At 68.6% G+C, this 13,037-nt stretch carries 9 protein-coding genes; 5 read left to right on the top strand and 4 right to left on the bottom strand.

Annotated elements, in window-relative coordinates; genetic code table 11:
- The first annotated feature begins 94 nt into the window (after positions 1-94).
- Positions 95-784: a M23 family metallopeptidase gene (locus CAURIS_RS03465; RefSeq protein ID WP_290342834.1), complete on the top strand. Its 690-nt coding sequence runs from the start codon at positions 95-97 to the stop codon at positions 782-784.
- Here the strand turns inward: CAURIS_RS03465 and pcrA are convergent.
- On the bottom strand, positions 781-3,081 hold the full coding sequence (pcrA, locus tag CAURIS_RS03460) for a DNA helicase PcrA (RefSeq protein ID WP_290342833.1): 2,301 nt from the start codon (positions 3,079-3,081) through the stop codon (positions 781-783). The two genes, CAURIS_RS03465 and pcrA, sit on opposite strands and share 4 nt — an antisense overlap.
- A gap of 70 nt (positions 3,082-3,151) precedes the next feature.
- Here pcrA and CAURIS_RS03455 point away from each other — a divergent pair, with 70 nt between their 5' ends.
- On the top strand, positions 3,152-3,445 hold the full coding sequence (locus CAURIS_RS03455) for a chorismate mutase (protein WP_290342832.1): 294 nt from the start codon (positions 3,152-3,154) through the stop codon (positions 3,443-3,445).
- Positions 3,446-3,453: 8 nt separating this feature from the next.
- Here the strand turns inward: CAURIS_RS03455 and CAURIS_RS03450 are convergent, their stop codons facing one another.
- Positions 3,454-3,759 carry an antibiotic biosynthesis monooxygenase family protein gene (locus tag CAURIS_RS03450; protein ID WP_290342831.1) on the bottom strand — a complete coding sequence of 102 codons (306 nt, stop codon included), beginning with the start codon at positions 3,757-3,759 and terminating at the stop codon, positions 3,454-3,456.
- A gap of 81 nt (positions 3,760-3,840) precedes the next feature.
- On the opposite strand from CAURIS_RS03450, the gene pgi reads away from it, so the two are divergent.
- Genes pgi through CAURIS_RS03435 form a run of 3 tightly spaced genes read left to right on the top strand, consistent with a single transcriptional unit; the run spans position 3,841 to position 7,651 of the window.
- A complete protein-coding gene (gene pgi / locus CAURIS_RS03445) occupies positions 3,841-5,478 on the top strand; it encodes a glucose-6-phosphate isomerase (RefSeq protein ID WP_290342830.1) in 1,638 nt (545 codons plus the stop codon).
- A 1-nt stretch (position 5,479) separates the two neighbouring features.
- Positions 5,480-6,967 (top strand): glutamate-cysteine ligase family protein, encoded by a 1,488-nt coding sequence (locus CAURIS_RS03440; protein ID WP_290342829.1) that lies wholly within the window; start codon positions 5,480-5,482, stop codon positions 6,965-6,967.
- Positions 6,968-7,015: 48 nt separating this feature from the next.
- Positions 7,016-7,651 (top strand): DedA family protein, encoded by a 636-nt coding sequence (locus CAURIS_RS03435; RefSeq protein ID WP_290342828.1) that lies wholly within the window; start codon positions 7,016-7,018, stop codon positions 7,649-7,651.
- On the opposite strand, the gene CAURIS_RS03430 is transcribed toward CAURIS_RS03435, so the two are convergent.
- The gene (locus tag CAURIS_RS03430) at positions 7,614-8,405 is read right to left on the bottom strand and encodes a DNA-formamidopyrimidine glycosylase family protein (RefSeq protein WP_290342827.1); all 792 of its coding nucleotides are present in this window, start codon (positions 8,403-8,405) and stop codon (positions 7,614-7,616) included. The genes CAURIS_RS03435 and CAURIS_RS03430 overlap by 38 nt on opposite strands.
- Positions 8,406-8,439: 34 nt before the next feature.
- Positions 8,440-13,014, bottom strand: a complete 4,575-nt coding sequence (locus CAURIS_RS03425) for an ATP-dependent helicase (protein WP_290342826.1) — start codon at positions 13,012-13,014, stop codon at positions 8,440-8,442.
- Positions 13,015-13,037 lie beyond the last annotated feature (23 nt).

Genomic DNA, 13,037 nt, shown 5'->3' with positions numbered 1-13,037 from the left:
AAAACCCTGGCTGAGGCGTTGCCCGGCGCCACAGCGAGCGATAGATTCTAACGCGGTAGACGGCTCAATTGAAGTGAAAAGGTATCTCGAACGTATGAAGCGTATTCTCCTCACCACAGCAACGGCCCTAGCCGTCGCATTCACCACCATCGCGCCCGCGCACGCCCTCACTATCAATATCGGCGGGGAGCCGGTGTCCAGCGAGCAGGAGCTCGTCAGCGCGCTGGCCAAGGCCGCAGCCAAGATCACCGTCACCGGAGCGACGCTGAAGGCCGGAGACTACGAGGTGGTGTATGACCCCCGCATCATCGGCGAGCGGCTCGGGATCACCCTGCCCGAGGATCCCGGCAACACGGTCGTGCAGCAGCGTGGCGCGACCGCCGACGGGCGCACCGTCATCTTGCCCGCCTCGGGCCGCATCAGCTCCGGCTTCGGGCCGCGCTGGGGGGCGATGCACCTCGGCGTCGACATCGCCAACGACTTCGGCACCCCCATCTACGCCGTCATGGACGGCACCGTGATCAACGCTGGCCCGGCCCGCGGTTTCGGCAACTGGGTCGTCATCGAGCACGACCACGGCGAAGTCTCCGTCTACGGGCACATGGCCGAGTACAGCGTCGCGGTGGGTCAGCGCGTCGCCGCCGGGGAGCAGATTGCCACCATCGCCAGCGAGGGCCAGTCGACGGGGCCGCACCTGCACTTCGAGATCAAGCCCGACGGCGTCAACCAGGTTGACCCGCAGGTATGGCTGCTCGAGCAGGGCATCGACACCTACTCGTCCTAGAGCTTTTCCATCGGCACCCCGCCGATGAGCATGAGCCGCACGGTCCCCGACGAGCCGAAATCGACGGTCACGGTCTCGCGCACCCCCGACCCCTCCACGGTCTGCACGGTGCCGAGGCCGTATTTTGCGTGGTTCACCCTGTCCCCAGGCGCGAGCTGGAGGTTCTTATTCACCCTGGCTCGGGTGCCCGCCCCGGCTGGCCTGCTGCGGGGCCTGCGAGTCCCCCACGCGTCATGGCTCCCGGCGTCCTCCCCCTCTGGGCCGCTGCGCCGCCACTCCACGAGCTCATCCGGCACCTCCGCGAGGAAGCGGCTGGGCGGGTTCGTCACCGGGGTCCCCCAGGAGGCGCGCAGCGCGGCGCGGGTCAGGTATAGGCGCCTTTTCGCTCGCGTGATGCCCACGTAGGCCAGGCGGCGTTCCTCCGCCAGCTCCGCCGGGTCCCCCAGCGCGCGCAGGTGCGGGAACTGCCCGTCCTCCCAGCCGGTGACAAAGACGCAGGGAAACTCCAGCCCCTTCGCCGTGTGGAGGGTCATCAGCGTGACTACCCCCTGCTCGGTGTCGGGGACCTGGTCGGCGTCGGCTACCAGCGAGACCTTTTCCAGGAAGGCCTCGAGGCTACCGGGCATGGGCTCGCCCTCGGAGAGGGCGTCATCGATCTCCTCCTGGCTCATGTACGCCACCTGCAGCGCCGCCTCGGAGGAGAACTCGCGCGCCACCGACACCAGCTCGTTGAGGTTGTCCAGCCGCGCCCCGTCCTGAGGGTCGTTGGACGCCTCCAGTTCCGCGCGGTAGCCGGTCTCCTCCAGGATGCGCGAGACCAGCTCGCCCAGGTCCGGCTCCCCTGTGGCCTCGTTGCGCATGTCCTCCTGAGCGGCGCGCAGCCCGTCCATCAGCGAAAGGAAACGATCGATCGCGTTGCGCGCCCTAGTGGCGAGCATGGGCACCTCCTCGCGCAACGCGGCCCCGAAGCTGATGCCGCGGTTCTCCGCGTGCAGCGCCACCATCGCCTGGGCTTTGTCCCCGATGGCGCGTTTGGGCACGTTGATGATGCGCCGCAGCGCGACGGTGTCGTCCGGGTTAGACAGCACCTTGAGGTAGGCCACGATGTCGCGGATCTCGCGCCTTTCGTAGAAGCGCGTCCCGCCCACTACCTTGTATGGGATGCCCGAGCGGATGAAGATGTCCTCCAGGGCCCGCGAGGCGTTGTTGGTGCGGTACATCACCGCGATGTCGGAGTAGGGCACCCCGGAGTCGGCGAGCGTATCGATCTCGGTGGCGATAAAGCGCGCCTCGTCGTGCTCGTTGTCCGCGACGTAGCCGACGATCTTGTCCCCTGTGCCCTGGTCCGTCCACAGCCTCTTGGGGCGCCGCCCCTCGTTCTGCGCGATGACGGCGTTCGCCGCGCTGAGGATCGTCTGCGTGGAGCGGTAGTTCTGCTCCAGCATGACGGTCGTGGCATCCGGGTAGTCGCGTTCGAATTCCTCGATGTTGCGGATCGTCGCGCCGCGGAAAGCGTAGATCGATTGGTCTGAATCACCCACAACTGCCAGCTCCGGGGCGTCGGGGCCGGTGCCCACGAGGGTGTGGATCAGGGCGTACTGGGCGTGGTTGGTGTCCTGGTACTCGTCCACCAGCACGTGCCGGAAGCGGCGCCGGTAGTACTCGGTAACCTGGGGGTGCTCGGCGAAAATGCGCACGACCTCCCCGATGAGATCGTCGAAATCGAGGGCATTGGACTGGCGCAGCCGCCGCTGGTACTCCCCGTACACCTCGGCGACGGTCGTCTCAAAGGGGTTGCGCGTTCGCGCCGCGTCCGCGGCCGCGCGCTCGGGCCCCACCAGCTCGTTTTTCAGGTTGGAAATAGCGTTGGCCAGCGTGCGCGCGGAGAACTTCTTTAAGTCGAGGTTGAAGTCCTTGGCAATCATGCCGAGCAGGCGGCGCGAATCATCGCTGTCGTAGATGGTGAAGTTCGTGTTCAGCCCCGGCACGAGCTGGGCCTGCTGGCGCAGGATGCGCACGCACACGGAGTGGAAGGTGGCCACCCACATGCGCTCGGCGTCCGGGCCGACCAGCTGGCCCACGCGTTCGCGCATTTCCGCGGCGGCCTTGTTGGTGAAGGTAATCGCCAGAATCTGCCACGGTGCCACCCCCCGGTCCTGCAGCAGGTGAGCGATACGCCGGGTGAGCACCGCCGTCTTTCCGGAGCCCGCGCCGGCGACGATAAGGAGGGGGCCGCCCGAGTGCGTCACGGCGGCCTCTTGCTGCGGGTTAAGGCCCAAAACGAGATCTGAGTTCATGATGAACTCCACCCTACAATCCCCTCCCGACACGCCCAGCGGCGCGACTGCGGTGGCATAATCTCCCAGCATGAGCGATTTCGACATCCGCCTGCCCTCGGGCACCGACGACCCGCTGTCGGACGCGGAGATTCAGCAGTACCGCAAGGAGATCGACCGCCTCGACAGGGTCATCCTCGACGCGGTCAAGCGGCGTTCCCAAGTGTCACAGGCGATCGGCAGGACACGCATGGGCTCGGGCGGCACCAAGCTCGTCTACACGCGCGAGGTAGCCATCATCAACCAGTTCCGCGACGAGCTCGGCGAAGACGGGCCAGCCTTGGCGTCGATTCTGCTCCGCCTCGGCCGCGGGAAGCTGGGCTAGAAGGGGCGCTACTGCTCTAGCGAATCGAGCACAACCTCGAACTCAAGCAGCTCAGCGCGGGAGGAGACGGGGGTGCGCTCCTGGCCCGCGTGCGAGGCCCTGCCCTGCCCCTGCCACCACGCCTCGTAGGAGGCCTCGTCCGCCCAGCGGGTGACCACAAAGTAGCGCTCCTCGCCCTTGACGGGGCGCAGCAACTGGAAGCCCTCGAAGCCGGGCTGCTCGTCGATCGCGTGCTTGCGGGCGGCGAACCGGCGCTCCAGCTCCTCGCCGCCGCCAGCGGGAACGGTGATCGCGTTGATCTTCACAATGCTCATGCTCCTCAACAATACGCACGCACCTGGGACTTTTTCACTAGCGTTAAAAGAAGCTGGCACTTATGAGTCGAGGAGGAGCCCATGCCCACCATCACGTCTACCAACGCCTGGCAGCAGCTGGACGCGTTGTACCAGCGCGTCCACGCGACCACACTGCAGGAGCTGTTTAGCGCCGACCCCGCCCGTGCGGAGAAGCTCACCTTCGACGTCGCGGGCCTGCACGTTGACCTGTCGAAGAACCTCATCGACGAGGAGGTTCTCTCCGCCCTCGTCGCGCTCGCGGAGGAGGTGGGCCTCAAACAGCGCATTGAGGACATGTTCGCCGGGGAGAAGATCAACAGCACCGAATCCCGCTCCGTGCTCCACACCGCGCTGCGTCTGCCCGCGGGTTCCGAGCTGAACGTGGACGGCCAGGACGTCCCCGGCGACATCCACGAGGTGCTCGGTCGGATGCGCAACTTCGCTACTGCGCTGCGCTCGGGTGAGTGGCGAGGCTACACCGGGCGCGCGATCACGAAGGTGGTCAACATCGGTATCGGCGGCTCCGACCTCGGCCCCGCGATGGCGACGAAGGCGCTGCGCCCCTACGCCACCGCCGGGATCACCGCCGAATTCGTCTCTAACGTCGACCCGGCCGACATGACCGCGGTCCTGGACAGGATCGACGCGGAGGAGACCGTGTTCATCGTCGCCTCCAAGACGTTTACCACCCAGGAAACCCTGTCCAATGCGCACGCCGCGAAACGGTGGCTGCTGGAAAAGTTTGGCGGCGACGAAAGGGCCGTCGAAAAGCACTTCGTGGCCGTTTCGACGAACGCCGAGAAGGTCGCCGAGTTCGGCATCGACCCGGCGAACATGTTCCCCTTCTGGGACTGGGTCGGCGGGCGCTACTCGGTCGACTCCGCAATCGGGTTAGCCCTCATGGCGGTGATCGGCGCGGCCGACTTCATGCGCTTCCTCGAGGGTTTCCACGCCGTCGACGAGCACTTCCGCTCTGCCGAGCTGTCCGCCAATGTCCCCGTACTCATGGGCCTTCTCAACATCTGGTACCGGAACTTCCACGGCGCGCACACCCATGCCGTGCTGCCCTACTCGGAGGACCTCGCGCGCTTCCCCGCCTACCTGCAGCAGCTGACCATGGAGTCCAACGGCAAGGGCGTCACCCGCGGCGGCGAGGCGGTCGCCTACGACACCGGCGAGATTTTCTGGGGCGAGCCGGGCACCAACGGCCAGCACGCTTTCTTCCAGCTCATCCACCAGGGCACCACCCTCGTCCCCGCCGACTTCATCGGCTTCGCCTGCCCCCACGAGGACCTTCCCACCGCCGACGGGACCGGGTCAATGCACGACCTTCTCATGGGCAACCTGTTCGCGCAGACGAAAGTGCTTGCCTTCGGCAAAACGCACGACGAAATCGCGAGCGAGGGCGTCGACGAGGATCTCGCCCCGCACAAGGTGATGCCGGGCAACCGTCCCAGCACCACGATCCTCGCCGAAAAGCTGAGCCCGCGTACCCTCGGATCACTCATCGCTCTCTATGAGCACATCGTGTTCACTGAGGCCGCCGTGTGGGACATCAACGCCTTCGATCAGTGGGGGGTTGAGCTGGGCAAGCAGCAAGCCAACGAGCTCGCCGCCGCCGTCTCGGGCGCGGCGGAGCCGGACACAGGCGACGCCTCCACGGACGCACTCATCACCTGGTACAGGAGCCGGAAGTAACATGGGCGACTCACTTTCCACGGACACCTACACGGCGCGGCAGCGCTCGATCTACCGCAAGCGCCTGGAGGACGAGCTCGAGGTCTTCGACCGCCACCTGCAGCGCGCCGAGTTCATCAACCAGGGCACCATCGGCCTCGAGCTGGAGCTCAACCTCGTCGACGATCAGATGCGCCCGGCCCGGCGCAACCAGGACGTGCTAGAGCACCTGGACGAGGACTACCAGTCCGAGATCGGCGCCTACAACATCGAACTCAACCTGCCCCCGTCAAGCCCGGCTGGCGACGGCCTCGCGCAGCTGGAAGCCGCCCTCAGCGCGCGCCTGCGCGCGGCCAAGGATGCGGCCGCAGCCTGCGGGGTGCGCGTAGCGATGATCGGCACGCTACCAACCCTGACCACGGAGTTCCTCGAGGACCCGGAGTGGATCACCAACGAGTTTCGCTACCGGGGCCTCAACAACTCCGTCATGGAGTCGCGCGGCGAGCTGGTCCGCATCGGCTTGAGCCGGGTGGAAAGCGTCGAGCACGACTTCGAGGGCATCGCTACCGAGTCGGCCTGCACCTCGATGCAGCTGCACCTGCAGGTCGCGCCCGACCGCTTCGCTGCGGCGTGGAACGCCTCCCAGGCCATCGCCGGGGTGCAGGCGGCCCTGAGCGCAAACTCGCCGCTGTTCCTCGGCCGGCGCCTCTGGCACGAATCCCGCATCCCCGTGTTCACGCAGTCCATCGACACCCGCACCAAGGAGCTCATCAACCAGGGTGTGCGCCCCCGCGTCTGGTTCGGCGAGCGGTGGATCACCTCCGTGTTCGACCTGTTCGAGGAGAACGTGCGCTACTTCTCCCCGCTCATCCCCGAGGGCCGCGTCGAGGCGGGCAAGCCCATCATGACCGGCGAGAACCCCGGGCTGCACTACCTCAACCTGCACAACGGAACCGTGTGGCGGTGGAACCGCCCCATCTACGACCCCAACGGGGAGCTGTCCCACATCCGGGTGGAAAACCGCCTGCTGCCCGCCGGCCCCACCGTCAAGGACATGGTGGCCGACGCCGCCTTCTACTACGGCCTGGTGAAATACCTGGGCACGCAGAACCGGCCCGTGTGGTCGCGGCTGCGTTTCGAGCAGGCCGCAGCGAACTTCGAGGCCGGCGCCCGCGACGGTTTGAGCGCCAGGATGATGTGGCCCACCCTGGGCACCATCGAGGTCGCGGAGCTCGTCGTCGACCACCTACTCCCCCAGGCGCGCGAGGGGCTGGCGTCGCTGGACGTCGACGAGGCCAGCATCGACGAGTACCTCGGCATCATCGAGGGGCGTGCCCGCCGCCGCCAGAACGGCGCGAGTTGGCAGCTCGCCGCGCTGAACGAGGTCGGGGCAGGCACCACCCCCGGCAGCCCGGAGCGGATGGAGGCCCTCGAAAGGGTTCTCAGGCAATACCTACGCAACGAGGAGGACGGCGCGCCGGTGCACACTTGGTCGCTCAAGGTGCAATAGGGCACAATGAGGGGCTGATTTTGGTCCCCTGAGGAAGGCTCCCCACACATGCAAGCGATCATCGACTGGATCGTCAACCTGATGGAGGTGCTCGGCGCCCCCGGCGTCGGCATCGCCATCCTGCTGGAAAACCTGTTCCCGCCGATCCCCTCCGAGGTGGTCCTGCCCCTGGCGGGCTTCACCGTGTCCCAGGGCTCACTGAACTTCGTCGCGGTGTTCATCTGGTCTGTCGTCGGCGCGGTGGTCGGCGCGTACATCCTCTACGGGCTCGGCGCCTGGCTCGGGGCGGACAGGCTGCGCCGCATCGCGGACTGGATGTGGCTGGTCAAGGAGTCGGACGTCGACAAGGCCCTCGACTTCTTCGACAAGTACGGCCGGGCTTCGGTGCTCATCGGCCGCCTCATCCCGGGGGTGCGCTCGCTCATCTCCATCCCCGCTGGGCTGGCACGTATGAATCTGCTCACCTTCGGCCTGTGGACCACGCTGGGCTCGGCGGTGTGGAACATCATCCTCATCACGCTTGGCTTTTACCTCGGGGAGAACTGGAGCATTGTCGAGGAGTACATCAACACCTACTCCAACGTTGTCTACGTCATCCTCGCCCTGATCATCGTGGGTATCGTGGCCTTCTTCATCTGGCGCGCGGTCAAGGAGAAGGCTGGCACGAAGGACACCACCAGATAACCCGCTCCAGATCGCCCGCCCCGCCGAGGAAGCCCTTGGTAATCAGCGTGCCGCACCTGCGGCAGGGCTTGTTGTTGCGCCCGAAGACGTAGCTCGTCTCCCCGGCCCGCTTGATCCCCGTGGTCACCCGGACCGGGGAGTTTCGGTTCGCCCACATCAGCTTGCGCGCGATGCGCACATGCTTGTCGACGTCCACCCGGCGCACCGGTTCAGCTGGATGCGCCCCGGCGATGAAGCAGATCTCGGCGCGGTATTCGTTGCCGATCCCGGCCGCGTTTTTTTGATCCAGCAGCGCCCTGCCAATTTCCAGGTCGGGGTGGCTGCGAATGCGGCGCGCCACCTCCTCGTGGTCGAAGTTCTCCGCCAGCATGTCCGGGCCGAGGTAGCCCATACGCTGGGGGTACTCGCGGGCGGGAAAAACATCCACCAGCCCGAGCTGGTGGCCCACCAGCTCGATCTCCCCTTTGGGGTCGTCGAGGCGCAGCACCACGCGGGCGGTGTGGCCGGGCTTTCTCCACCGGGCGCCGGCACGGTGAATGGCCCACGTTCCTTCCATTTTCAGGTGCGTGTGCAGGATGTCCGCACCGAACTGCATGAACAGGTGCTTGCCGTAGGGCCAGACGCGCCGGCAGAGCGTGCCGGAAAAATCCACCGTGGCGTAGCGGGGAACGCGCAGGTCGCAGCGGGTCACGCGGCGGCCTTCCATCCACTTCAGGCGCGCGGCCAGCTGGTAGACGGAATCACCTTCGGGCATCGGTTGGCCTTTCTCGCATCCGAGCAGTGTAGCGCTAGTCGTCGAAGCTGAGCTCATCGACGGCCTCGGCCACCGTCCTGCCCCGCCGCTTGGGCGCGGCGGCGGCCGACCCGCCGATGCGCGCGCCGCGGGGCGTTACGGCGGCGCCGTAGTCGCGCAGGCGGTAGGCGGACTCTCCGTTGAGCTTTTCCACGCTGACCGGGCGCATCCGGCCGCGCTCGACGGCCTCGGCCAGGGCCGCGACGACGGTCTCGAGCGGGTCGCCGGTGTCCGGCGGGAAGTGGTCGAAAAACGTCGTCATGGTTTTGCCGCCGCGGGTGAGGTGGGCGGCGAGGAGGCCGTCGATAAGCACGACGACGGCGCCCGCGCTGCGCGTCGGGCCCTGCTCCGGCCAGGGCAGCGCCGCGCCGTAGGGGTTAGCGGGGTCGGTGGCGGCGAGGACGTAGACGCGCGGCTCGCGCGTGCCGGAGGGCCAGCCGGCGACGTCCTCGGAATCCTGGTGTCCGCGCAGGCGGTCAATGGTGGCGGGCGTGGAGAACTGGGCCGCGCCGAGGCCGTCGATGAGGTAGCCGCGCATGGCCTTGCCCGATTCCTCGAAGCCGCTGAGCACCTTGTAGGCCAGGGCGAAACCGCCGACGACGTCCTCGGCCACCACCGCGCCGCGGGTGACCATCCCGTAACGGTCCAGCCACGCCTCCCCGAGCGCCACGGAGCGGCGCGTGGGGTCAGCGTCGGCGGCGGGCGAGGCCGCCCAGCGCCCCACCATGTCGGGCGGGGTGGCGGAGCTAAAGGAGGTCCGCCCCGAGCGCACCCGCGAGCGCGAGGGACGCCGCCGCGCCCGGTGCGCGGTCCTGCCCCCGGCCAGCCGCGCGCGGATGGGGGCGAAGGAGTCCGGGGAGACGAGCCCCGCTTCCACCAGGTCCCACACCGATTCGCGCAGCTCCTCCGCAGTGGTCGACCCGGTGAGCAGGTCGGTGAACAAAAACCCTCCCCCGGCGCGGATTTTCTCCATCACCTGCGCCTGGGTGAGCGAGAGCAAAGGCTCGTCCACCTGCGGGGCGAGCTGGGCGGCGTAGTCGGTGGGCAGGAGCATGATCCACGGGTCGCGCGCGCCGGCCTTGCCGGCGCCGACGATGGCGATTTCGCCGGAGGAGGTGAGCTCGTCGAGCATCTCGGGGCGGTAGTCGCCGACGCGCGAGGGCAGGATCCACGACTCCCACGCCGAGGCGGGCAGGCGCACCCCGGCGAGCTGCTCGACGGCGGCGAAGACGCCGTCGGCGCCGCGCAGCGCGGGCGTGACACCGACGGGGGCCACGTTGAGCCAGGCAGGCACGAAGCGCCCGTAGGCGGACTGGCTCACCGGGCGGGTCTGGGCGCGGGCGCGGGCCAGCGAGCGGGAGCGGATCAGGCGCAGCACCTCGGGGGCGACGTACTCCTTTTCCTGAACCCCCTGGCGGTAGCGGCCCTCGACCACCTTGTCGGGGTCCAGCGCGGCGTGGGCCGCGCCGATGGCGAGGCCGAAGGCGCTCGCGAGGTCGCGCAGCGTGAACGGGCCGCGGGTGCGCACCCAGCGGTTGACCAGCTGGGTCAGGGCGTCGGGGACGGTGGCCTGCCGGGCGGCCACGCCGGGCGGGACGGGGATGCCCAGGCCGTCGCGAAGCAGCGGCGCGTCGAGGCTCTGGGCGATGTGCTCGCGGCCGCCGATGCGCACCCGCATCACGCGCGCGCCGAGGGAGGACTCCAGCCCGGCCAGGGGCACGGGCGTGTAGTCGGCGAGCTCGTCGAGGGGCACCGGGCCCACCATGCGCAGCGTGTCCGCGAACTGCTCCGGCGTGGTGGCGCGGCCGAGGCGGCGCAGCGAGGCGTCGACCTCCGCGATGATCTCCGGGTCGAGCAGGTCGCGCAGCTCGACAGTGCCCAGCAGCTTGGCCAGAAGGGCCGGGTCCAGTGAGAGCGCGGCGGCGCGCTTTTCCGCCAGTGGGGTATCGCCCTCGTACATGAACGCGCCGGTGTAGTTGAACAGCAGCGAGGAGGCGAAGGGGCTGGGCTGGTCGGTGGTGACCTCGGCGATGCGCACGCGCCGCGTGGCAATGTCTCCCATCACGGTGCGCAGGGAGGGCAGGTCGTAGACGTCCTGGAGGCACTCGCGCACCGTCTCCAGGATGATCGGGAAGGACGGGTAGTTCCGGGCGACGTCGAGGAGCTGCTGGGCGCGCTGGCGCTGCTGCCACAGGGGGGCGCGTTTGCCGGGGTTGCGCCGCGGCAACAGCAGGGCGCGGGCGGCGCACTCGCGAAAGCGCGAGGCGAACAGGGCGGAGTTGCCCACCTGCTCGGTGACGATGTCGGAGATCTCCTCGGCGTCGAAGATGAAAAGCGACCCGCCCGGCTCCTTCTCCCCCTGCGGCAGGCGCAGGACAATGCCGTCGTCGCCGGCGACGGCCTGGGCGTCCATGCCCGTCTCCTGGGACACCCGCCACCCGGCGGCCAGCGCCCACGCGGCGTTGACGCCCTTGCCGAAGGGCGTGTGCAGGACCACCCGCCAGTCCCCCAGCTCGTCGGTGAAGCGCTCGAGCACGAGGGTCTTTTCGTCGGGGACTATCCCCGTCGCCTCGCGCTGCTCGTCGAGGTAGGCCAACAGGTTGCGGCGCGCATTGTCGTCGAGGGCCGGGTCGAGGTTCTCCCCCGCCTCGCGGCGGAACTGCCCGAGCGCCAGCCCCAGCTCGTAGGGCCTGCCCAGGCCGTCGCCGGACCAGAAGGGTAGCCTGCCGGTGTGCCCGGGCGCCGGGCTGACCTGCACCTGGTCGCGCGTGATGTTCTCGATGCGCCAGCTCGACGCTCCGAGGGTGAACACGTCGCCGACGCGGGACTCGTAGACCATCTCCTCGTCGAGCTCGCCGACGCGCCGCGGCGCCGCGTCCTCCGCGCCGACGAGGAACACGCCGAACATGCCACGGTCCGGGATGGTGCCGCCGCTGGTCACCGCCACGCGCTGCGCCCCGGGCCGGGCTGACAGCACGTTTCCCTCGAGCACTGCGCGCGGGCGCAAGTCGGCGAAGTCGGTTGAGGGGTAGACGCCGATGACCAGGTTGATCACGGCGTCGTAGACCTCGCGGGCGAGGTCGCGGTAGGGCCAGGCGCGGCGCACGGTGTCGTACCACTCGTCGACGTCGAGGTCGGCGACGCTCACGGCGGCGATCGTCTGCTGCGTGAGCACGTCGAGCGGGGAGACGGGGGTGTGCAGCTTTTCGATCATTCCGGCGCGCATCCGCGGCACCGTCACCGCCGTTTGCACGAGGTCGGCGCGGTGCTTCGGGTAGAAGGTGCCCTCCGAGACGGCGCCCACCGTGTGCCCGGCGCGCCCGACGCGCTGCAGGCCGGAGGCGACCGAGGGCGGGGACTCGACCTGGACGACCAGGTCCACCGCGCCCATGTCGATACCCAGCTCGAGAGAGGAGGTGGACACGACGGCGCGCAGCGAGCCCTCCTTGAGCATCGTCTCGGTGAGCAGGCGCTCCTCCTTGGACACGCTGCCGTGGTGGGCGCGGGCGATGACCGGGGCGGCGTGGCCCGCGGTGTCGGTGGCCTTCATCAGTTGGGCAGGGGGGCGTCGTAAAGCAGGGCTCAGGCTCTCGGGGTCGTGCTCTTTCGCCCACAGCTCGTTGAGCTGGCTGGTCAGGCGCTCCGCCGAGCGGCGGGAGTTGACGAAGACGATGGTCGAGCGGTGCTCCATGACCTGCTCGTAGACGGCGCGCTCGATGTGGGGCCAGATGCTGGGGCTCGCCGCGGGTGCGTCGAGTTGGTCGTCGATGACCGCCTCGCCGATGGTGGAGGCGTCCTCGGGCACCGGCAGGTCGCTCATGTCCTCGACGGGCACTGCGACGTCGAGCTCCCACTTCTTCTCCCCCGGCGGGTTGATGATGTTCGTGCGCGGGCCGAGGAAGTTCGCCACCTCGTCTAACGGCCGCACCGTGGCGGACAGGCCGATGCGCTGGAAGTGCCCGGCGATGAGCGCGAGGCGCTCCAGCGAGAGGGTGAGGTGCACGCCGCGCTTGGTGCCGGCGAGCGCGTGGATCTCGTCGACGATGACGGTGTCCACGCTTGCCAGGATCCCCGCCGCCTTGGAGGTGAGCATGAGGTAGAGGGACTCGGGCGTGGTGATGAGGATGTCCGGCGGCCGGCGCAGCTGGCGGGCGCGCTCGGCCTGCGGGGTGTCTCCCGAGCGCACCGCCACGGAGATGTCGGGCATGTCGCGGCCGAGGCGCTGCGCCACCCGCGCGATGCCGTTGAGCGGGGCGCGCAGGTTGTTTTCCACGTCGACGCCGAGCGCTTTGAGCGGGGAGATGTAGAGCACCCGCACCCCGCCGTGCGTGGAGGTCTGCGCGCCGTCGATGGGCAGGGCCTGCTGCCCCGCGCGTTCGACGAGGCTGTTGAGGGACCAGAGGAAGGCCGCGAGCGTTTTACCGGAGCCCGTCGGGGCGACCACCAGGGAGTTCTCCCCCGCCGAGATGGACTCCCACGCCTCGGCCTGGACGCGGGTGGGCGCGGCGAAAACCTCCCGGAACCAGGTGGATACCTGGGGGTGGAAGCGCTCCAGAATCTCCTCGGGCATGGCTGTCACTCTACGGTAGGGTC

Source organism: Corynebacterium auris (genome assembly GCF_030408575.1).
GTDB classification, from domain to species: domain Bacteria; phylum Actinomycetota; class Actinomycetes; order Mycobacteriales; family Mycobacteriaceae; genus Corynebacterium; species Corynebacterium auris.
This window is presented reverse-complemented; position numbering and strand designations above follow the sequence as displayed.

Bases quoted from the DNA above. Each gene is read 5' to 3' on its own strand.
- CAURIS_RS03440 (WP_290342829.1), top strand. From the start codon at position 5,480: ATGGGCGACTCACTTTCCACGGACACCTACACGGCGCGGCAGCGCTCG.
- CAURIS_RS03435 (WP_290342828.1), top strand. From the start codon at position 7,016: ATGCAAGCGATCATCGACTGGATCGTCAACCTGATGGAGGTGCTCGGC.
- CAURIS_RS03450 (WP_290342831.1), bottom strand. From the start codon at position 3,759: ATGAGCATTGTGAAGATCAACGCGATCACCGTTCCCGCTGGCGGCGGC.
- CAURIS_RS03430 (WP_290342827.1), bottom strand. From the start codon at position 8,405: ATGCCCGAAGGTGATTCCGTCTACCAGCTGGCCGCGCGCCTGAAGTGG.
- pgi (WP_290342830.1), top strand. From the start codon at position 3,841: ATGCCCACCATCACGTCTACCAACGCCTGGCAGCAGCTGGACGCGTTG.
- CAURIS_RS03425 (WP_290342826.1), bottom strand. From the start codon at position 13,014: ATGCCCGAGGAGATTCTGGAGCGCTTCCACCCCCAGGTATCCACCTGG.
- CAURIS_RS03465 (WP_290342834.1), top strand. From the start codon at position 95: ATGAAGCGTATTCTCCTCACCACAGCAACGGCCCTAGCCGTCGCATTC.
- CAURIS_RS03455 (WP_290342832.1), top strand. From the start codon at position 3,152: ATGAGCGATTTCGACATCCGCCTGCCCTCGGGCACCGACGACCCGCTG.
- pcrA (WP_290342833.1), bottom strand. From the start codon at position 3,081: ATGAACTCAGATCTCGTTTTGGGCCTTAACCCGCAGCAAGAGGCCGCC.